The sequence below is a fragment of the Sphingomonas paeninsulae genome, from assembly GCF_003660165.1.
Taxonomy (GTDB): domain Bacteria; phylum Pseudomonadota; class Alphaproteobacteria; order Sphingomonadales; family Sphingomonadaceae; genus Sphingomonas_O; species Sphingomonas_O paeninsulae.
The window spans coordinates 431,669-451,393 of sequence record NZ_CP032828.1 but is presented as its reverse complement, the minus strand read 5'-3'; the positions used below and the strand labels follow the sequence as shown (position 1 = coordinate 451,393).

18 protein-coding genes and 1 pseudogene are annotated in these 19,725 nt (G+C 60.2%); 11 read left to right on the top strand and 8 right to left on the bottom strand.

Annotated features, from left to right (window positions below; translation table 11 throughout):
• Nucleotides 1–4: 4 nt before the first annotated feature.
• From D3Y57_RS03355 to D3Y57_RS03340, 4 genes are read right to left on the bottom strand one after another with little or no spacing between them, the layout of a single operon-like run.
• The gene (locus D3Y57_RS03355; protein ID WP_121151324.1) at nt 5–1,054 is read right to left on the bottom strand and encodes an MDR family NADP-dependent oxidoreductase; all 1,050 of its coding nucleotides are present in this window, start codon (nt 1,052–1,054) and stop codon (nt 5–7) included.
• 58 nt (nt 1,055–1,112) lie between these two features.
• Nucleotides 1,113–1,904, bottom strand: a complete 792-nt coding sequence (locus tag D3Y57_RS03350) for an SDR family NAD(P)-dependent oxidoreductase (RefSeq protein WP_121151322.1) — start codon at nt 1,902–1,904, stop codon at nt 1,113–1,115.
• A gap of 2 nt (nt 1,905–1,906) precedes the next feature.
• Nucleotides 1,907–2,686, bottom strand: a complete 780-nt coding sequence (locus D3Y57_RS03345) for an enoyl-CoA hydratase (protein WP_121151320.1) — start codon at nt 2,684–2,686, stop codon at nt 1,907–1,909.
• Complete coding sequence (locus D3Y57_RS03340; protein ID WP_121151318.1) at nt 2,683–4,263, bottom strand: AMP-binding protein; 1,581 nt, start codon at nt 4,261–4,263, stop codon at nt 2,683–2,685. The genes D3Y57_RS03345 and D3Y57_RS03340 overlap by 4 nt, the downstream gene beginning before the upstream one ends.
• A gap of 177 nt (nt 4,264–4,440) precedes the next feature.
• Between D3Y57_RS03340 and D3Y57_RS03335 the strand changes: the two genes are divergently transcribed.
• From D3Y57_RS03335 to D3Y57_RS03325, 3 genes are read left to right on the top strand one after another with little or no spacing between them, the layout of a single operon-like run.
• Complete coding sequence (locus D3Y57_RS03335; RefSeq protein WP_121152097.1) at nt 4,441–5,619, top strand: NADH:flavin oxidoreductase; 1,179 nt, start codon at nt 4,441–4,443, stop codon at nt 5,617–5,619.
• Nucleotides 5,616–6,692, top strand: a complete 1,077-nt coding sequence (locus tag D3Y57_RS03330) for a DUF7064 domain-containing protein (protein WP_121151316.1) — start codon at nt 5,616–5,618, stop codon at nt 6,690–6,692. The genes D3Y57_RS03335 and D3Y57_RS03330 overlap by 4 nt, the downstream gene beginning before the upstream one ends.
• 49 nt (nt 6,693–6,741) lie before the next feature.
• The gene (locus D3Y57_RS03325) at nt 6,742–7,194 is read left to right on the top strand and encodes an acyl-CoA thioesterase (protein WP_162986915.1); all 453 of its coding nucleotides are present in this window, start codon (nt 6,742–6,744) and stop codon (nt 7,192–7,194) included.
• Between the two features lie 12 nt (nt 7,195–7,206).
• Here the strand turns inward: D3Y57_RS03325 and D3Y57_RS03320 are convergent, their stop codons facing one another.
• Nucleotides 7,207–7,602 (bottom strand): hypothetical protein, encoded by a 396-nt coding sequence (locus tag D3Y57_RS03320; protein ID WP_121151311.1) that lies wholly within the window; start codon nt 7,600–7,602, stop codon nt 7,207–7,209.
• Nucleotides 7,603–7,792: 190 nt separating this feature from the next.
• On the opposite strand from D3Y57_RS03320, the gene D3Y57_RS03315 reads away from it, so the two are divergent.
• The 4 genes and pseudogenes from D3Y57_RS03315 (at nt 7,793) to D3Y57_RS03300 (ending at nt 12,615) form a co-directional block, all read left to right on the top strand.
• Entirely contained in the window at nt 7,793–8,989 is a 1,197-nt protein-coding gene (locus tag D3Y57_RS03315) for an AAA family ATPase (protein ID WP_121152096.1), read from the top strand.
• Between the two features lie 56 nt (nt 8,990–9,045).
• A complete protein-coding gene (locus tag D3Y57_RS03310; RefSeq protein WP_121151309.1) occupies nt 9,046–10,104 on the top strand; it encodes a ParB/RepB/Spo0J family partition protein in 1,059 nt (352 codons plus the stop codon).
• A 121-nt stretch (nt 10,105–10,225) separates the two neighbouring features.
• Nucleotides 10,226–11,447 (top strand): annotated as a pseudogene (locus tag D3Y57_RS03305) (replication initiator protein A).
• Between the two features lie 499 nt (nt 11,448–11,946).
• Entirely contained in the window at nt 11,947–12,615 is a 669-nt protein-coding gene (locus D3Y57_RS03300; RefSeq protein ID WP_121152095.1) for a nitroreductase, read from the top strand.
• 22 nt (nt 12,616–12,637) lie between these two features.
• On the opposite strand, the gene D3Y57_RS03295 is transcribed toward D3Y57_RS03300, so the two are convergent.
• The 3 genes from D3Y57_RS03295 to D3Y57_RS03285 are packed head-to-tail and all read right to left on the bottom strand — an operon-like array spanning nt 12,638 to nt 15,152.
• Complete coding sequence (locus D3Y57_RS03295; protein WP_121151307.1) at nt 12,638–13,525, bottom strand: crotonase/enoyl-CoA hydratase family protein; 888 nt, start codon at nt 13,523–13,525, stop codon at nt 12,638–12,640.
• Nucleotides 13,526–13,551: 26 nt separating this feature from the next.
• Nucleotides 13,552–14,331 (bottom strand): FadR/GntR family transcriptional regulator, encoded by a 780-nt coding sequence (locus tag D3Y57_RS03290; protein ID WP_162986914.1) that lies wholly within the window; start codon nt 14,329–14,331, stop codon nt 13,552–13,554.
• Nucleotides 14,328–15,152 (bottom strand): SDR family NAD(P)-dependent oxidoreductase, encoded by an 825-nt coding sequence (locus tag D3Y57_RS03285; RefSeq protein ID WP_121151303.1) that lies wholly within the window; start codon nt 15,150–15,152, stop codon nt 14,328–14,330. Before D3Y57_RS03285 ends, D3Y57_RS03290 begins: the two co-directional genes overlap by 4 nt.
• Nucleotides 15,153–15,261: 109 nt before the next feature.
• On the opposite strand from D3Y57_RS03285, the gene D3Y57_RS03280 reads away from it, so the two are divergent.
• From D3Y57_RS03280 to D3Y57_RS03265, 4 genes are all read left to right on the top strand, one after another.
• Complete coding sequence (locus D3Y57_RS03280) at nt 15,262–16,404, top strand: acyl-CoA dehydrogenase family protein (protein ID WP_121151301.1); 1,143 nt, start codon at nt 15,262–15,264, stop codon at nt 16,402–16,404.
• Between the two features lie 2 nt (nt 16,405–16,406).
• Nucleotides 16,407–17,333: an acyl-CoA dehydrogenase family protein gene (locus D3Y57_RS03275; RefSeq protein ID WP_121151299.1), complete on the top strand. Its 927-nt coding sequence runs from the start codon at nt 16,407–16,409 to the stop codon at nt 17,331–17,333.
• Between the two features lie 386 nt (nt 17,334–17,719).
• On the top strand, nt 17,720–18,037 hold the full coding sequence (locus tag D3Y57_RS03270; RefSeq protein WP_121152094.1) for a 2Fe-2S iron-sulfur cluster-binding protein: 318 nt from the start codon (nt 17,720–17,722) through the stop codon (nt 18,035–18,037).
• A gap of 44 nt (nt 18,038–18,081) precedes the next feature.
• On the top strand, nt 18,082–19,557 hold the full coding sequence (locus D3Y57_RS03265) for an aldehyde dehydrogenase family protein (RefSeq protein WP_121151297.1): 1,476 nt from the start codon (nt 18,082–18,084) through the stop codon (nt 19,555–19,557).
• Nucleotides 19,558–19,725 lie beyond the last annotated feature (168 nt).

Below are 19,725 nucleotides of genomic sequence, written 5' to 3'. Positions count from 1 at the left end.
CCGGTTAGCAATCACTCGTCATGGGATCGTCCGCCATCTGGTGAACCTGCTGGCCGAAGTTGCGCCCTTGGGTGAGTGAATTGACGGCATCATGCAATTGGTCGAACCCCTTAGTCACGGTCGCATAGGATATCAGTTTTCCAGAGCGAACCAGCGAAAGAGCGCTGCGCTCAAATGCGGGGAACGCGTCCATGTGGTCACTCGAAATGAAACCGCGCAAGTTAAGCCGTCGGTTGATAACATTCATCAGATTGGGGCCGCCCTCGCTACCGCCGCCGTTGCCGTCATATTGCGAGACCTGACCACACATTATAATCCGCCCGAACATATTCATCCGCTCCATAGCGAGCTTCTGAATAGCGCCGCCGACATTTTCGAAATAGATGTCGATGCCGACGGGGCAAGCCGCGTCCATCGCTTCGCCGAGGCCATCGGATTTATAATCAATGCAGGCATCGAAGCCGAAGCGCGAGACCACAGCACTACACTTTTCGGCTCCGCCCGCGATGCCGACAACCCGTGCACCAATCGCTTTGGCAATCTGGCCGGCAACTGAGCCTACTGCACCGGCGGCAGCCGAAACCAACATAGTCTCTCCCGGCTTGGGCAAACCAATCGTGAAGGTTCCGATCCATGCAGTGAAGCCCGTCATGCCCAATGAGCCGATGTGGATATGAAGGGGACCGTCGCTCGGATCGACTTTGCGCACACCTAAGGTGCGCTTTGGCGCAACGGTCAGATATTTCTGGCGGGTTACCGACAGTGCACGGACAAATTCACCAGGCACGAAGGCGGGGTCAAGGCTCTCAATCACGCGCCCCACCACCCCGGACGTGTACACCCGGTTGCCCGGTCGCAGCAGCATTGGATAGTTCGCAGATGGGTCAAGCATCCCTCGCGCGCCCGCGTCGATCGAAGCATAAATTGTTTCGATACGAATTTCTCCGGGCTTCAACGCTTCAAGTGGCTCCGCACAATATTCGTAAGCATCGGCGGTCAGAGCGCCGGGGAGCGGCATACGCCCGACGCGAACAACAATATTTTCATACTTCATTTGCGCCTGATGCCATTTCGGCCGGCAAGAAGGAAGGCATGGCAGGCGAACATATGGTCTAGTGTCCGAAACTGGAATCGGTGTGCATCACAGCGACGATGCCGCCATCGACGCGCAGGTCGGTCCCGGTGACGAAGCTTGCCGCAGGGGAACAGAGATAAGCGACCGCGTCGGTGATCTCCGCTGCCCGCCCCATGCGCGGCACAGGCGTGGCAGCGAGCATCCTTGCGATGATCGGGTTGGCATCAAATTCAGCCTCGTTCATCGGTGTGTCAATCAAGCCGGGCGAAAGCGAGACGATGCGGCCCCCACGCCTGCCCCACGCTGCCGCCCGCGCCTCGACCAGTCGCATCACGCCGCGTTTGGAATAGCTGTAACCGGCATAGGGATCGAGCCCCGACGCAATCCGGTCGAGCGCACCCTCGGCATTCGGATCGTCGAGATCATTATCACGGTCTGTCGCCGCCGAATGGCCCGCAATCGACGCCACCAGCAGCGCGACGCTGCCCGCGTTGGCATAAGGCAGCAACGCATCCACCAGCCGGACGCTTGCACATAGATTCACGTCAAGAATGCGCCGCGCATCCGCCATCGTCGGCGACAGGCCAGCGGTATGAACCAGCCGACCCAGGCCATCGCCCCCCGCAACCCCGGCCACAATTCGGTCGAGAACCGCCAAGTCGGTCAGATCGCCCGCGACAACGCGATGCGCGCCGGCCGGTAACGACGCGACGAGTGCATCGAGCTTTGCCTCCGAGACATCGCACAACAGCATAGGCCCCTCGCCGGCAAAGCGCCGCGCCGTCTCCGCACCCATGCCGCCACCGGCACCGGTTATGACCGTCAGCATGATTACTGCGTCCGCCCGCGTGCCTGCACCGCAAGACGGCGTGCCTCGACATCCTCGGGCGTCACAGTGGAATTCGCCGCCGACGAAACGCGATGTTCGACAGCCAGTCCGTCGCCAAAGCTCGCGGCGTAACCCTCATCAATCAGCGCCTTATACGCCTTCAGCATTGTTGGATCGATCGACGCCATATCGCGGGCCAGCGCCTGTGCGGTCGGCAGCAGTTCCTCTGGCGACACTACGCGGTTAACCAGACCCCAGCGTTCGGCGGTTGCCGCGTCAAGGAAATTACCGGTGAACGACAGTTCCTTGGCCCGGCTGATGCCGATGCTCCGCGACAGTTTTTGCGACAGGCCCCAGCCCGGCATGATCCCGACACGCGCGTGCGTATCGGCAAAGCGCGCATTGGTGGATGCGATCAGCACGTCGCAGGCCAGCGCAACTTCGAACCCACCGGTAATCGCGACTCCGTTAATCGCGCCAATAACGGGCTTGCGGCAAACTTCGATCGCCTTGACCGGATTTTCATCGGCACCTTCGGCATTGGCAGCGCCCAGTGCACCGGGTTCCGTCCCCAGTTCCTTCAGGTCAAGCCCAGCGGTGAAGGCGCGCGTTCCTGCTCCCGTCAGCACGACCGCGCGCGCGTCCGGATTGGCGTCGATGGCCGTCATGACCTTGAACAGTTCAGAACGCAGCGCCTTGGACAGCGCGTTCATCGCCTCGGGACGGTTGAGTGTAACGGTGGCAACACCGTCCTCGATTGCGACAGTAATGATTTCACTCATGCAATGTGTTCCTTGGCTTCGGCACGCGCCCGGGCGCGCAATTCATGTTTCAGCACCTTACCGGTACTGTTGCGGGGAAATTCATCGACCAGAACGATGCGTTCGGGCGTTTTCTGCCGCGCGACGCTGCTCTGTGCGAAATAGGCACGGACGCTGTCGAGCGTCACGCTGGCACCCGGTTGCACGATGACATAGGCGCAGACGATCTCTCCCATGCGCGTGTCGGGGTAAGCGACGACCGCTACGTCCAGCACCGCCGGATCGGCGAGCATGATATCCTCGACCTCGCGCGACGAGATATTCTCTCCGCCGCGAATAATGATGTCCTTCTTGCGATCGCTGATGACCAGAAAGCCGTCGCGATCGAAATGGCCGATGTCGCCGGTTCGGTACCATCCGCCTGGTAGAAATGCCGCCGCGTTCAAGCTGGAATCAAAATAGCCGGTGAACAGTTCCGGCCCGCGCGTGACCATTTCGCCATCGGCCCCCGATGCCACCTCATCACCATCGTCATCGACGAAGCGCATTTCCGACCCTGCCATGATCCGCCCTTCGGTGGTTAGTCGCGTCGCTATCGTGTCCGACGGGTCGCCCATCGTGACGGTTGGATGTTCGCTTGATCCATAACAGCGGAACGTGTTCAGCCCGCGTGCGGCGCACCGTTCGATCAACGTCGGTGGCACAGGTGCCGCACCGACAAGGCAACTGACCAGACTGGACAGATCGCGACCATCGCGCTCGGCGGCATCGAGAATGCCGGTCAGGTGAAAGGGCGTCAGCGAGCATGAACTGACGTGCTGTTGCTCGATCAGCATCGCCGCGTCGCCTGCATCCCACTGATCCATCAGCACCAGTTTGCTGCCCTGTGCCAGATACCGCATCATCGTGCAGGCTCCAGCGACATGACCCGGCGGCCACGGCGACAGAGTGATCTCCACGATCTTGCGGCGAGCATGGGCGACGGCAGCGAGTTCCGACAGCAAAGTCCGGCCCGAATGGCAAACGCCCTTGGGATCGGCGGTCGTTCCCGATGTATAAACGAGCATCGCCAGATCGTCCGAATCACGCTCGGCAGGCGGCGCGTCGTCCTGACCGGAAAGCATGACATCCCAGCTTACGGCACCCGCGGGCACCGCATCGCCGATAACGACATGCGTTGCCAGCGCTGGCAGATTGCCACAAGCGACCAGGACGTCGCCATAATCGGCATTGCGCCAGCTGTCGGGCGTCACCAGCAGCTTTGCCCCCGACTGGCGCAGGATAAAGCCCATTTCCTTTGCGCCATAAATCGACACAATCGGCAGCATTACCGCCCCGGCGTACGCGATGCCGACACAGGCTACCATCCACTCGCTCCACGCGGGAAGCTGCACCGCGACGATATCGCCCTCGCCGATCCCGCGTGCGCGCAAACCGGCGGCAAAGCGCAGACCATCGGCCAGCACATCGGCCAACCGGTGCGTTCCCGGTCGCTGTGCCGACGAAACCACCAGTTCGGCCTGCGGAAAAAGCGCCGCGCCATCCATGAATGCCCGGATCAAAGTACGATTGGCACCGGCAAACGCTGTCTCGGTCATCAAGCTCTCCTGCACGCCGATTCAATCTGGCTGTGAGCCGACCCTATGAAGATTCGCGGTGGCTTACAACGAATCCCTGCCACAAGGTTCACTTAGACAGCGATGTACACTTGGAGTCGTGTATCGGACGATATAGACGCGCTGCAAATGCCAGTTTTTCAGGAAGCTTTTATGCCAATGACGACTCAGGATCTCTTGCCGCTGTTTCAGCCGTTCCAGTGCAAGTCGCTGAACCTGCACAACCGCATCGTCATGTCACCGATGACTCGCCAGTTCGCGTCCGATGGCGTGCTCGTTGACGAGGTCGATGGCTATTATGCCCGGCGCGCGGCGGGCGGAACCGGGCTCATCATCACCGAAGGCACGGCAATCGATCACGATGTCGCCCATTATTCGGCCAAAATTCCGCATTTCTATGGAGAATCCGCACTCGCCCGCTGGCGTTCCGTTGCCGCGGCTGTCCATGCGGAAGGCGGCGCGATCGTCCCGCAGCTTTGGCACGCTGGCCTCGCTCGACGCCGCAGTCGTGCCCATAATCCCGAAACGCCAAATGTGTCCGCCTCGACACTAACCGAAGAAGATCTGACCAGTGCCGCAGCAAATGGCACCGCCCCTGCTCCGACGAAGCCACGTCGCCCGTCCGAACCGCTGACCATTTCCGAGATCGAGGGAATAATCGCCTCGTTCGCCAAAGGAGCCGCCGATGCCAAGGCAGTCGGCTGCGACGGCGTCGCGATCCATGGCGCACACGGCTATCTGCTCGATCAGTTCTTCTGGGACCGCGCAAACCGGCGCGACGACCGCTATGGCGGATCGACTGCAAACCGCGTCCGGTTTGCCACTGAAATCGTCACTGCAGTGCGCGCCGCAGTCGGCCCCGATTTCGCAATCATGTTCCGTTTCTCTCAATGGAAGAGTCAGGATTATGCCGCAAAGATCGGCGCGACCCCAGATGCCCTTGCCGAAATCCTCGAACCGCTCGCCGATGCGGGTGTCGACGTCTTCGACGCCTCCACCCGGCGTTTTTGGGAGCCTGAGTTCGAGGGAAGCCCACTTAATCTCGCCGGTTGGGCAAAAAAGCTGACCGGAAAGGCCTCGATGACGGTCGGATCGATTGGGCTGGAGGGCGAATTCCTGTTGGGCGGTCCGACGCGGAACAAGGTTACAACCGAACGTCTCGGCCAACTCGCCGAAATGCTTGCGCGCGGCGACTTCGATTTGGCAGGCGTTGGACGCGCGCTGATTGCCAATCCCGACTGGGCAAATCTGGTTGCGACAGGCCGTTTCGACGCGCTGCGTCCTTATAATGCTGCAGCGCATGTAACGACACTCGAGCAGATGGAGATTGCAGCATGAGCACCCTGACACCCAACGAGAACGTGAATATCACCCGCGACACGCCGTTCGTGCCTGCCGACGACCAGTATCACACACTCAGCGACAATCCGCTCAATCTCGAAACCAACTGGTGGTCGATCAACATCCCCGAGCGCAAGATCGGCATCTGGGTCCATTCGGCCTATTATCCGAACACGCAAAAGCTGCGCTGGCGGGTGTTCGCATGGGACGACAGGGGCGCCGACCCTGCCCGCCTCGCCTATTACCGGATCGCTGATGGCGTCGATATGGCCGGCACGCCCGACCTGCGCGATATCGTGTTTCCAGAGGGCGGCTATTCACTGAAGATGGTCGATCCGCTGATGGCATACCGCGTCGAATATGCCGATCCGGCAGCAGATTTTGCGCTCGAATTCGATTTTACCGCCTGTCACCCGCCGCATCGGTTCACGCCCGGCGAACCGCCTGCGATGTTTAATCCGCACCTCGATCAACTTGGCCGCTACACCGGCACGCTGACACTGCGCGGAGAACGAATTCCCATCGACTGCTGGTCGGTTCGCGACCGCACCTGGGGACCGCGTGAGGGTGCACATGCCTCGTCACAGAAATATGCCGGAAAACCTGCCAAGATATTACATCCCGGTGGTCCGAAATGGCGCGAGATCGAGCGCGAACGCGGGCGTGGCAGAATCCAGTATATCTTTGGCCACACCGACGATCAGACCGGCTTTCTCAGCTTCGTGCGTCCGCAAGACGGCGACGCACACGGCCGGTCGCCGCTCAACATGGGCTGGTTGCTGAAAGACGGTCGCTTCACCCGGCTCGACAAGACGCAAAGCTGGATGAAAAGCTGGCGCTCGCCCGATACCGGCTGGAGCGAACATATGGACGTACTCCTCGTCGATGAGGAGGGCCGGTCGATGGAAGCGGAGGGCTTTACCGTCAGTCATATGTGCGAACATGGCGCGGGCTCCAACGCGCTCATGCGTTGGGAATATGACGGCAAAACCGGGTGGGGCGAGGATCAGGACGGATGGAAGGTCGATCACTTCAATCGGATGCTTACAGCGCTGCGGGCGTTTGGTTGACGCAACGATGCGGTGCCGGGATAGAGCGCCTTCCAACAGGGGTCATGATTTGACGAACGAAACGATCACCGGCGATAAAATGGCCTCCGATGCCGGATTACGGCTTGCCCATTATCCGTACCACTACACCACCGCGCTCCGGCAGTCGGACAGCCGTGGCAACGGCCATGTCGCTAATGGCAAGCTTGCCGCCCTGGCCGACGATGCGCGCGAGGATGTCCATACAAAGATCATGGGCGACCGGATGGCTGGTCACGCACTCCACATCGTCGAAAGCAATTTCCGCTTCCTGCATGAAGTAACCTATCCCGGCTCGCTCATTATCGGCGTCGGTATCGAAGAGATCGGCAACAGTTCCTTGCGAGAGGTTCTCGGATTCTTTCGCGACGACCGCTGCTACGTGTTCAGCCGTTTGGTGATCGTAAAGACAGCGGGTGGCCGTTCCGCACCGCTGACGTCCGAAGAACGCGCACGGGCAGAGGCGTTTCTGGTACGGCGCTAAGCCCCTGCCATCTCAGTCGAACATCCCGCCATCATCCTCGTTTGTCACGCGGATCAGGACATTGTCGCGGTCAGGAAAGCGCGCCCGCGCTTCGTCGCTTTCATAGGTGACGCTACGTGCATCGACCCCGTTCAGGTTGGAAACCCTGTAATTTGCCAGTTCCTCACGATCGAGCGCGACGAGCACCTCGGAGCCTGAAACGATCTCGATCAGCACGCGAAAGCGCGGAAGTTTGACGATCTCTTCGTCGAGCCTGTGAACACGGTCGTCCTCGGCCTGCCACCCTTCGGTCCATGCGGCAGCGCGCGGGTCGCCTGCTGCATAAGGATTGTCGGTCCGGGGTAAACGATAGGCATGATCCGCCCGTGCCATCAGCCTGATCTCGTCGAGTAAACTGTCGCTTGCCATCAATCGTCTCCATAGGCAGGCCAGTCTTAGGCCAAGGCAGGGTCGTCAGTCCCATTCCCTGCCACTATATCGTCCAGACAGCGACGTTAAATAGATACTTATAAGCGATTTTCGCGCGCCCATTGTCAAATTGAAGCTTTTCTGCCATTATTCGGCCGTCTGGGGTTCAGGCGAGCCGGGGGAACGACAAATGCATTCAGATGCGACGCGGATCGGCGAACTGGCTGACGCTGGCGAACGCATGATCGAACGCCTCCGCCGAAAAGCCTTTCTGCCAGATAGCCGGAAAAGCCTCAACGTCCGTATTGGCATTGCCGAAGCCGCAGCCCTGTTGGGTTGTTCGACCAATCGTATTCGCATGGCAGAAGAGGATCATCGCCTTCCCGCGCCGCCAGCTTCCGAAACCGGCCGCAGGCTCGGCTATACAATGGAAGATCTGATGAACATGCGCGAAGTGCTGGGTGCCTCCCCTGCCCGCGCACCGCTCGACAAACCAGCGATCATTGCAGTCCAGAATTTCAAAGGCGGCGTCGGTAAATCGACCGTCACCACCCATCTTGCGCATCATTTCGGCGTTCTCGGCTACCGCGTGCTGGTGGTCGATTGCGATAGTCAGGCGACGACGACGACGCTGTTCGGCTTCAACCCGCATTTCAACATCACGCGTGAAGAAACACTCTATCCCTATCTATCGATCGACCCGACGCAGACTGATCTGCTCTATGCCGTCAAAAAGACAGCCTGGCCCAACGTCGATCTCATTCCGTCGAACCTCGAGCTATTCGATGTCGAATATGAACTCGCAGCTTCGGGTTCGGAAGGTGGCGTATTGGCCGCAAGGTTCCGCAAGTTAAAAAACGGCTTGCAGGATCTGGCGCGGAATTACGACATTGTGATCCTTGATCCACCACCTGCGCTGGGCACGATCAGCCTGGCCGTCATGCAGGCGGCCAACGCGCTGCTGGTGCCGCTCGCTGCAACGACGCCCGATTTCTGTTCGACGGTGCAATTTCTGTCGATGATGGATCAGGTTATTCACCAGCTTGGCGAGGCGGGGATCGAGGTTAACTATGACTTCGTACGGCTGATCTGTTCGAAATTTGACGCCAACGATCCCAGCCACGCGATGGTGCAATCGATCATGGAGCAGGCGTTCGGCCCCTCGCTCCTGCCCGTTGCGATCCTTGAATCGGCAGAAATCAGTCACGCAGCGATGCGCATGATGACGGTATACGAACTCGAACGCCCGATCGGCACGCCAAAGACTCATAAACGATGCCGCGCCAATCTTGAAGAAGCACTTGGCCAAGTCGAGTTGCTGGTCCGGCGCGGGTGGGGGCGGACCCAGCCCGCCAGCGAAGAGGCGATCGTTAATGAAGCCGCTTGATTTAATGGTGTCCTACACGGACATGTTCGCGATATGTTCCGAAAGAGGGAACCATCATGGCACATAAGCAAAAAGAATATCTGGCCGATCTGCTGGCTGACGAAGCTCCAGAGAATTCCGGGACGACGGAGGCCGAAACACCAACAAGTTTCTCCGATCAGCGCGCCGAACGGATGCGCGGAACGACGCTTCTCGGCCGAGAATCCGCGCTTGCCCGCCTCGCATCAGGTGAAGTGCGACAGGTCACGCAGCTTTTACTCGACCCGTCGCGCGTCCGCATCTGGCCCGGTAATGCCCGCATTTATCAGGATCTGAACGAAGCGAATTGCCGCGACCTGATCGATTCGATCCTTGCCGAAGGCGGCCAGAAAGTCCCAGCCATCGTGCGCCGGGTCGAGGGGGACGCCGATCACGAATATGAGGTTATCGCGGGCACACGGCGGCACTTCGCGGTTTCGTGGCTGCGGCACAATTCCTATCCCGACGTGGCGTTCGTCGCACAGGCTGCAGTGCTCGACGACGAGGCTGCCTTCCGCCTTGCCGACCTGGAAAACCGTGCGCGCAAAGACGTCTCCGATCTCGAACGCGCGCGCAATTATGCCGAAGCGCTTGGGGAGCATTACAACGGCCAACTGACGCGCATGGCCGAACGCCTTCGGCTATCGAAGGGTTGGCTTTCGAAGATGATCAAGGTCGCAGGAATCGAGGATGGCGTGCTCGCGGCCTTCGCATCTTTTTCCGACGTGCAGTTGAAGCCTGCCTATGCATTGGCTCAGGCGCTCGATATCGACACATCGGCACGCGCGATCCGGGCAATTGCCTCGGTAATTGCAGCCGAACAGGCGGAGCGGCGCGCGGCGAGTGAGCCCCCCTACACTTTCGCCGATGTCTTGCGTCGCCTGCTCGATGCTCCACATCAACGGAAAGCCAAGCCTGAGCCGTTCAGGCACACCACGGGAGCAGGCCGCGCAACGCTCAGCGTGCTGTCATCAAGCAGGCAGGGCGTCACGCTCCGTCTTCATGCGGGATCAGGGGCCGACAACGACACGTTGGTCAACGCCTTTCGACAAGCACTCGATCACCTCGATGAGACAGGGCAAGGCCTGAAGCGATGATAACCCTGCGCGCAAGCGTTGCCCCGATGTTTCCCCAGGGAAACATACCGCGCTGGTGGCCCGTGTTTCCCCAGGGAAACACGGTGCGCAATGGCATTTCGTTTCTCCGGGGAAACGCCAAATGACCCGGGCCAATCGCGAACGCGTGACAGAAACATTCGACCTGTTCCTGCCGTATTTGTCCGATCTCCCACTTCGCGATCAACGCGAGATGATGGAGCGCCCCTTCTTCAGCCTTGCCAAATCCAAACGCCTCAAACCGATCGACTATAAGTCCCCGACGGCAAACTCTGGGTCCATGTCTCGGCAAATCCGGATTACGGCATGGCGACCATTTGGGACGCCGACGTGTTAATCTATTGCGCGTCAATGCTCGCCGACATGGCGCGACGCGGGCAAAACGACGTCCCACGCAAGCTTCATCTGATGCCCTATGACCTGTTGCGCGCCATCGGTCGCCCCACAACCGGTCGCGCCTATGAACTTCTTGGACAAGCGCTCGACCGGCTCGTCGCGACGACGGTCAAGACCAACATCCGTGCCGAGAACAGGCGCGAGGCGACATTCAGCTGGCTCGATGGCTGGACCCAGCTTGTCGATGAGCGCACCGAACGGTCGCGCGGCATGACCATCGAACTATCGAACTGGTTTTATGAAGGCGTGACGATGAGCGGCGGCGTCTTGTCGATCGACCGCGCATATTTCGACATCACCGGCGGCCGCGAACGCTGGCTCTATCGAGTTGCGCGCAAGCACTCCGGCGGCGCTGGCGAAGCGGGTTTCGCAATCTCTATGCCGACATTGTTCGAAAAGTCAGGTGCGGAGGGCCAGTATCGCCGCTTCAAATTCGAACTCGCCAAGATTGCCGAGCGCGACGAACTGCCCGGTTATGCCCTCACACTCGAACAAGCTGCGGGCAAGCGCGAGCCGAGCTTGCGGATGCGCCGCCGTGCCGACGGCGAAGCGTCTAAACCCCGCACCATTAAAAAGACTCCCGCGACGGTGGCAAAGGCCCCCTCCCCATCAACGCATCCGATCTCGCCCTTGATCCTGTGCGGCCCGTTCCCTTGGCAACCACACCGGACCTGTTTGACGCAGGGGCCCTCATCCGACGCTCGATTGCCGGACTATCGAGCCGGGCAACAGCGGGCTTCATCGCCGATGATACGCTGGCTCTGTTGCAGAGCGAATGTCCAGGTTGGGATTATCACAACCTCCACACCCTGTTTCGCGAATGGGTCGGCAGCGACGCAACGCGCACGCCGGTCAATTATCAGGCCGCATTCATCGGTTTCGTTCGTCGCTACGATGCGAAGAACCGGCACACTCTGCCCTCGCGTTAGGCGATTTGCCGTTCCCGAAAGTTCGGGGACCGCAAAATCGGCGTTCCCGAAGTGTCGGCATCAAACACGTTTGCAAACCTGCGTCGTTCATAATCGGCCGCGCTTTTGGCGCTTCGGATAATTATTGAACGCGAAACCGCGATCGCGTGTTGGATTTGATTCAATCGCACGCCCTCTCCTCAGCGTTGTCGTAGCGCAAACGCCATCCTTCGACCTTTCAGGAACGGCTTTCGATCCATGAGGAACGACACAACGATCTTTCGGGAACACCAGTCTCGACCCTACGGGAACGCAACGCCGACCTTTCGGGAACGGCCCCTCCCCCTCGAATCGTGCTTTACCCTGCTCTTTTGACCGTATCCGTGCCGCTTAACTCTATAATAGACTTATGAACTCTCTTAACCGTCCTGATCAGATTCCATGAAATTTGGATGAGAAAAGCTGTGGCCTGATGCCAAGCATCCTGTCATCGCTCGCGCATTACGCAGGAGTAAATATCATGAAGGTCAGCGAAGCCCTTTCCAGTAGGCGTTCGGTGCGCGGGTTCCTCGACAAACCGGTCGATCTCGACACTCTGCGCCGCGTGTTAGCTTTTGCTGCCCGTGCTCCCAGCGGCGGCAATGTTCAACCGTGGAACATCGTCGTCATCACGGGCGAGCCCAAACAAGTACTGGTCAATGCGGTGGCGCTGAAGATCGCGACGGGTGAACGCGAGTTTCCCGAATATACCGTCTATCCCGAAGCTTTGCCCGACCCCTATCGAACACGGCGCTTCGGGGTTGGCGAGCTGCTTTACGCCAACCTAGGCATTCCGCGCGCGGACAAGGCTGGTCGTCTTGCATGGTTCACCGCCAATTTCCGGTTCTTTAACGCGCCCGTCGGCCTATTCGTCCACACACCGACATACATGGGCCTGCCACAATGGGCCGACCTTGGGATTTATCTGCAAAGCGTGATGTTAATGCTGCGCGAGGAGGGGTTGGATTCGTGCCCGCAGGAATGTTGGGTGACATGGCCTGAAACCGTCAGGCGTTTCGTACCGATTCCTGACGGTCACTTGCTCTATACCGGCATGTCGATCGGCTATGCCGACCCGGACGAGGCCGCGAACCGCACCAATGCGGAACGCGCGCCCGTCGATGAAACTACGACCTTTCTGGGCTTCTAAGCAGTGTAGGAGGGCAGGGGGCTCAACTCCACTCGGGATTCTCCCACCACGGAAAAAATGCTGGCATCCCATTGCTGACCCGGTCGGGGAACGTCGGTGCGCGCTTCTCGAGGAAGCTGGTGACCCCTTCTGCGGCATCGGCATTCCGCCCGCGGGCATAGACGCTCCTGCTGTCGATCCGGTGCGCTTCCATGGGGTGAGCCATGCCAAGACCGCGCCAAAGCATCTGACGGGTTAGCGCAACTGATACAGGGGCAGTATTGTCGGCAATCTCACGCGCCAGAGCGGTCGCGGCAGCCAGAAGGTCGCCCGGAGCGTGTCTGGAGCGCGCCAAACCACCCGCTTGGACATCCTCCGCGGTCAGAATCCGTCCTGTCATGCACCATTCGAGCGCGGTCTGGATGCCGACAAGGCGCGGGAGGAAGTAACTCGACGCTGCTTCGGTGACGATGCCACGGCGCGTGAAGACAAATCCGATTTTTGCACCGTCGGCGACAAGGCGGAAATCCATCGGCAGCGTCATCGTGATACCGATCCCGACCGCCGGGCCATTAATTGCGGCGATAACTGGCTTCAGGCTCTCGAAAATGCGCAGCGTCGTGACGCCGCCGGTGTCGCGCACGTCTGGATGCGCCCAATCAATCGTGCCATCCGCCATAACCGGCCCGCGGCCGTCCCGCGTGGCATAATCGAAAGTCGCGGCACCAGCGCCCAGGTCGGCACCCGCACAGAAACCACGGCCCGATCCGGTAACGATCACGGCACGCACATCATCGTCGGTATCGGTCAGGTCGAATGCCGCAATGATTTCCTTCGACATCGTGCCGTTGAATGCGTTCAGCCGGTCAGGCCGGTTCAATGTGATGGTCGCGATGCCGTCGGTTACATCGTATAAAATGGTTTCGAACATATGCGCTCTCCTTTTCAGGAGGGCGATTAGGCAGGCTCGCCGACGATGTCGATAACGGCGTGACGGTCCTGCCCAGACAGCCAGTGATCCGCCGAATTGATAAGGTGTGTTCGCCAGTGCGCCTCTGCACCATCGGCATCGCCAACCTCGATCAGCCGGGTCAGGCGAGCGATAGAACGCACGCCGCGTCCGCGAAACTCCAGCGTCGCAACGTCCGGCTTATCGGTTTCGATGAACAAATTGCGGTTGCGCTGGTGCTGTTCGAGCAAGGTTGCAATCGTCGCTGCCGTCAGCGCAAGCATCTGGTTCCCGGTCAGCGCGACCAGTTCGTGATGGAACCGCGCCAGCGCAGCGCCCAAGTCGGGCCACGCCTGCGCTTCGACAAGCGCCGATAATGCGCCGAGCGAGGCGCGCAACGTCGCAATGTCGCGCCGGTCGCGACGTCGCGCAAGAAGGGCGGCAGCAAACGGTTCGAAAGCCTCGCGGGCCTCGTACAATTGCTCGATCGTCGCGCCCGAGGCCTGTAGCGACTGGCCTACCATCCGCGCTGCGCTGTCGGGACCGGGTCGCAAGGGGCGGACACCGTTGCGCGACCCGTGGCGAACCTCGATCAACTGTTCGTTTTCCAGCACGCGAAACGCCTGACGCAACGTCGGCCGTGAGACACCGAAGCGCTCCATCAGCGCCGGCGTGCGCGCTACGGGCTGCCCGGCAATAATTTCACGCCGCAATGCATCCGCAATCCGTTCCGACGCACGGATCTTTCCCACAAAAGGGATCAGCGCGGGGGAGGGGCCTTCGCTCAACCGTCCGCACTCTCGCGCGCTTCGGCATCCCGGTTCATGCGGTGTAGATAGGTCAGGACACCGACCGGAATACGGCTTCCACCGGTCACCTGAACGACAGTGCCGCTGGTCCACGACGACTCGTCGGATGCGAAATATACCGCAAGGGGCCCAACGTCATCGACCACGCCTAACCGGCGCAGCGGTACGGTTTCGATCTGGCGGCGACGGCGGCTTTCGGATGTCATTGCCGACGAGCTTTCGGTCAAAACCACCCCCGGCGCAATCGCGTTGATCCGGATGCCCAGATGCCCCCATTCGACCGCCATCGTTGCGGTGAGATTCTCGACGCCAGCCTTGGCCGCTCCGTAATTGCCGGTCATCGGGCAAGGCTGAGACGCCGACCGCGATGAGATATTTACGATCGACCCACCGCGCGTCATGACCCGCGCTGCCGCCTGTGCCGCAAAGAACGTCCACTTCAGGTTGAGATCGACCACCGCGTCCCATTGGCGCTCGTCCATGTCCATCAGCGGCCCGACATCGCCTGCTGAGGCGCTGCCCGCGTTGTTGACCCAGCAGTCGATATAACCGTTCCCGCCCAGCGCAATCGCTGCGCCGACGACCACAGCGATGCCGTCGAAACTCATGATGTCGGTGGCGACGATACCGACGGTTGCGCCCATTGCGCGCAGTTCCGTAGCGGTTTCCTCCAGAGGTTCGGGACTGCGCCCGGTAATGAGCACATCGGCACCCGCCTGAGCCATTGCCCTTGCGATGCCGCGTCCAATCCCGCGTCCGCCGCCCGTAACCACAACCGTCTTGCCCTTAAGCGAGAACATTCATCATCTCCACCTCGTTATAGGTTACCTTGTGCTATTGACATGTAAACCATGTCAATGTCTTTTAGGGGCATTGCCGCCGTAGAATCGGCCAAAGGAGAGAGTGCTCATGGAGTTTGCCTGGACCGCCGACCAACAGGCTTACCGTGCCCATGTCAGGGACGCGCTCGACGAACTGCTCCCTGACAACTGGGGCACGCATTATGCGCCGCAGGGCTATGGCTCGGCCGATCAGATCGCGTTTTCGCGGGAGTTCGGTCCAAAACTTGCCGAGCGTGGTCTGTTGGTGCGCCACTGGCCGGCCGAATGGGGCGGAGAGAGCGCCGATCCCTGGGAACAGTTCATCCTTGCCGAAGAAATGAAGTGGCGGGGCGAGCCGCGTGGGCCGCAATATATGAACGTCAACTGGCTCGGACCCACGCTGATGAAGCATGGCACGCCCGAACAGCAACAGGAGCATCTCGGTCGCATTGCCAGCGGCAATGTGATCTGGTGTCAGGGCTATTCGGAACCCGGCGCAGGCACCGATCTCGCGGCGCTGCAAACCCGCGCCGAGCCCAAAGGCAACGGTTATGTCGTCAACGGCCAGAAGATCTGGACGAGCTATTCGCCATTTGCTGACTTCTGTTTCCTGCTGGCGCGAACGGGATCAGGTCGTAAGGATATTTCGATCTTCCTTGTGCCGATGGACACCCCCGGAATTGAGGTAAAGCCTTTCCCCGGTCTCGTCGGCGACGGCCATCTGAACGAGGTTTTCTTCACCGACGTTGAAGTGCCCGGCAGCGCCCGCGTGGGTGAAGAGGGCAAGGCGTGGGACATTATCACTTACGCGCTCAGTTTCGAACGCGTCGGCATTCCACGCTACCATGTCGGTCGCAAACTGCTCGACCGCGCCATTGCGCAGCTTGACCGGGAGGGCAGGGGGAACGACCCCATTATCAAAGCTCGCGTAGGGCGGATCGTCGCCAAGTTCGAAGCCGCACGCCTGCTAACCTATGTCGTGGTCGATCAGCGCGCAAAGGGTGCGCCGCCCAGCGTCGACGCCAATGTCAGTCGGATCACGGCGTCTGAAGCGTGTACCGACCTGACCAACTTCCTGATGGAATATGTGCCCGACTGTCTGGCGGATGGCGATGCCATCCTGCGCGAATTTCACCGTGGGAATATCGCGGCGACGATTGCTGCTGGAACCTACGAACTGCAACTGAACATGATCGCGCGCGGCGCGCTCGACTTGCCGCGGGGAAATTGACGATGGATATGGAACTGACGGGCGAACAGCAGTTGCTGGTCGATGCGGTGGAGACGCTGGGGACGCGCTGGCAGACGATGCCGCCGGGTCATGAGCGTGACTATGCCTTTTATGCTGCCGATCTTCAGGCCGCGTTGGCCGAAGGCGGCTTTCTGCGAGCCGGGCTGGACATGGGGATGCTCGAAGCCGGGCTGGTCGCGCTCGAAGTATCGCGGCTGCCGGTGGTCACGAGCATTGGAGCCTCGGCGCTGGTCTCTGCGGCATTGCTTGGCGATGTATTCAGCGGCCCGGTCGCCATTATTACCAGCGACTGGCGCAAGCCCCAGCGACTGCTGCCGGTGGCCGCTTATGCGCTGGTGCTGCGCGACGATCGAGCGTTGCTGCTCGACATGGCGGGCGTAACCGTCGAGGCCGTGTCTTCGATCTATGGTTATCCTTATGGTCGCCTTGCCGTCGAACCTGACTGGTCTTCGGCCCGCGACCTTGGCGAAGGGTCGGGTGCCTTGTTGCAGCAATGGGCGCGGGTGGCGCTGGCGTGCGAGAGTGCTGGGGCCGCGCAGTCGGCAGTCCGCATCACGGTCGACCATGTGAAGGAACGCTTTGCCTTTGGTCGGGCCATCGGCAGCTATCAGGCGGTGCAGCATCGCCTTGCTCAATGTTACCAGATTTCGCGGGGGATGCGTTTCCTTGCTCTTCATGCGGCATGGAGCGGCGACCCGGTCGGTGCCGACATCGCCGCGACTTATGCACAGGATCACGTCAACAAGCTGGCATTCGATCTTCATCAGTTCAGCGGCGGCATGGGCGTGACCTGCGAATATCAACTCCACTTCTTCTCTTATCGCCTGCGCGCACTGCAGGCCGAACTTGGCGGCGCGGATGGCGCGGCGACGGCCGTTTATGATCGGCTGTGGAAAACGGCGGCCTGACGTTCGACATCTCATCCGAAAAAAGCGTCGGACGCCCCAAAACCGAAAAAGAAGCCGGTGGGTCGATCCGCACGCCCGCGCCGATCATTGAACCGTCCGAAAAGCCTTTTCGTTAACAACAGAGGCATCAGCGAGACGATAAAATCTCGTCAGAGGCTCCGCAGGGGGCGATTCGCGACCTTCGGTCACTGGTGTAGCGCGACCTTATGTTTTGGCTCTGTATGGCCTATTTGCGGGCACCTTATTTTCCGCCTCATTAGTATGCGAAGAAAACTGACGCTGTTACAACTTTCTGCTTTTGTCCGGCGTAATGACACACTATGCATTCTTCGTACCGCGACCATTCAAGAGTCGCGAGCGGCTGACAAAATCCGGAGAGAATGTGGATGACGGCAATTTCGGTTATACTGCGCGACGGCTCCCTTCAAAATTTGACGGGTGAGGATGGCCTGTCTCTGATGGAAACGATTCGCGACGCCGGCATCGACGAAATGATCGCGCTGTGCGGCGGTTGCCTGAGTTGCGCCACATGTCATGTCATCGTTGATGAAGACTGGTTTGCGGCGACCGGCGAGCTCGGCGTTGACGAGAACGAGCTGCTCGACAGTTCCGACCATCGTGGGCCAACTTCGCGCCTGTCCTGTCAGATCGCGATCAGCCCCGCGCTCGAGGGTTTGCGTGTCACGATCGCTCCAGAAGACTGATATCATTCCCACCAGCAGGCCATGGCCTGCGTTAGGAGACCAACATGACGATTCTGAAGAACAGCAAGGCGCTGTACATCAACGGCGAGTGGATGAGCACCGACCAGCTCGAAGCGGTTCTTAATCCCGCAACTGAAGCTGTGCTGGGTGAAGCGCCCGTGGGCACCGCCGCCCATGTCGAAGCCGCGATCTCTGCCGCGCACGAAGCATTCCACAAGGGGCCGTGGCCGCGCTTGCAGCAGCGTGAGCGACAGGCAAAGATGACCGAATTCCTTGACGCGATCGAGCGTCGCGCGCCGGAAATCGTTCAGTTGATCGTTGCTGAAGCGGGCGCAACCCAAATGCTCGCCCAATATCTGCAATATGGCATCCCCATGCAGCACGCCCGTCACATGGTCGAAATCTCGTCGCGTCCTGCCATCACGCCGCTGCCGGTTGAAACCACGCCGAACGCAGAGGGCTCGATTACGCTTGGCGCTGGTGTCCTCGCTCGCGAACCCGCCGGCGTCGTTTCTGCGATCACTCCGTACAACTTTCCATTCTTCCTGAACGTCGGCAAGATTGTACCCGCGATGGTCGTCGGCTGCACGGTTATCCTGAAGCCATCGCCATTCACCCCGTTTGAGGCGCTGATCCTTGGAGAGATCGCCGAAGAAGTTGGCTTGCCAAAGGGCGTCCTGAACATCGTTACCGGCGGCATCGAGGTCGGCACCGCACTGACGACCGACCCCCGTATCGACCTCGTCAGCTTTACCGGTTCGGACAAGGTCGGCGCGATGATTCAGGCGCAGGGTGCGCCGACGCTGAAGCGTGTGTTGCTCGAACTCGGTGGCAAATCGGCAATGATCGTGCGGCCCGATGCCAACATCATGGCCGCTGCCCAGAACGGCCTGATGGGCTTCACCGTTCATTGCGGTCAGGGCTGCGCGCTGCTGACGCGCCATGTCGTCCACAATTCGATCCGTGCCGAATATGTGGCAGCGGTCAAGGGGATGCTCGCCCATGTAAAGGTCGGCGACCCTTCGGATGCCAGCGTCGGCATGGGGCCGCTGATCCGCGAAGTCGCCCGCAAGCGCACCGAGGATTACGTCCAGATTGCGCTCGATCAGGGTGCCACGCTGGTTTCCGGCGGCAAGCGTCCGGCTGGCCTCGACAAGGGCTTTTTCCATGAGCCGACGCTGTTCGACAATGTCCACAATAGCCACCGTATCGCGCAGGAAGAAGTGTTCGGCCCGATCGGTGTCGTCATCGGTTACGACACCGACGAGGAAGCCATCGACATCGCCAACGACAGCGATTTCGGCCTATCTGGTGCAGTGTTCTCCGCGGATGTCGGTCGTGCCTATGAAATCGCATTGCAACTGCGCACCGGCGGCGTGGCGATCAACGGCGGCGGTGGCAAAATGTCGAGCCACGCACCGTTCGGTGGCATCAAACGGTCCGGTTATGGCCGCGAATACGGCATTGAGGGTCTGAACGAATTCACCAACATCAAAACCATCAGCTTCAAGGGCGGCTGACGACATGGAGCCGCGCGTCAACATGATCATGACCGCAGACCCGCGATATCGCGGGTCTGCGGAAGTTTTATGAGGACGGACTGGGCTGGCAGCCGTGGGTTCCGGCAACCCCCGCGTCGGTATCAAGTCGATCTGGGCGTTGTTTGTGAATTCCAAAGCCGATGGCGA

Coding starts and splice junctions, on each gene's coding strand:
- D3Y57_RS03355 (WP_121151324.1), bottom strand. CDS start 1,054: ATGAAGTATGAAAATATTGTTGTTCGCGTCGGGCGTATGCCGCTCCCC.
- D3Y57_RS03350 (WP_121151322.1), bottom strand. CDS start 1,904: ATGCTGACGGTCATAACCGGTGCCGGTGGCGGCATGGGTGCGGAGACG.
- D3Y57_RS03345 (WP_121151320.1), bottom strand. CDS start 2,686: ATGAGTGAAATCATTACTGTCGCAATCGAGGACGGTGTTGCCACCGTT.
- D3Y57_RS03340 (WP_121151318.1), bottom strand. CDS start 4,263: ATGACCGAGACAGCGTTTGCCGGTGCCAATCGTACTTTGATCCGGGCA.
- D3Y57_RS03335 (WP_121152097.1), top strand. CDS start 4,441: ATGACGACTCAGGATCTCTTGCCGCTGTTTCAGCCGTTCCAGTGCAAG.
- D3Y57_RS03330 (WP_121151316.1), top strand. CDS start 5,616: ATGAGCACCCTGACACCCAACGAGAACGTGAATATCACCCGCGACACG.
- D3Y57_RS03320 (WP_121151311.1), bottom strand. CDS start 7,602: ATGGCAAGCGACAGTTTACTCGACGAGATCAGGCTGATGGCACGGGCG.
- D3Y57_RS03315 (WP_121152096.1), top strand. CDS start 7,793: ATGCATTCAGATGCGACGCGGATCGGCGAACTGGCTGACGCTGGCGAA.
- D3Y57_RS03310 (WP_121151309.1), top strand. CDS start 9,046: ATGGCACATAAGCAAAAAGAATATCTGGCCGATCTGCTGGCTGACGAA.
- D3Y57_RS03300 (WP_121152095.1), top strand. CDS start 11,947: ATGAAGGTCAGCGAAGCCCTTTCCAGTAGGCGTTCGGTGCGCGGGTTC.
- D3Y57_RS03295 (WP_121151307.1), bottom strand. CDS start 13,525: ATGTTCGAAACCATTTTATACGATGTAACCGACGGCATCGCGACCATC.
- D3Y57_RS03285 (WP_121151303.1), bottom strand. CDS start 15,152: ATGTTCTCGCTTAAGGGCAAGACGGTTGTGGTTACGGGCGGCGGACGC.
- D3Y57_RS03280 (WP_121151301.1), top strand. CDS start 15,262: ATGGAGTTTGCCTGGACCGCCGACCAACAGGCTTACCGTGCCCATGTC.
- D3Y57_RS03275 (WP_121151299.1), top strand. CDS start 16,407: ATGGATATGGAACTGACGGGCGAACAGCAGTTGCTGGTCGATGCGGTG.
- D3Y57_RS03270 (WP_121152094.1), top strand. CDS start 17,720: ATGACGGCAATTTCGGTTATACTGCGCGACGGCTCCCTTCAAAATTTG.
- D3Y57_RS03265 (WP_121151297.1), top strand. CDS start 18,082: ATGACGATTCTGAAGAACAGCAAGGCGCTGTACATCAACGGCGAGTGG.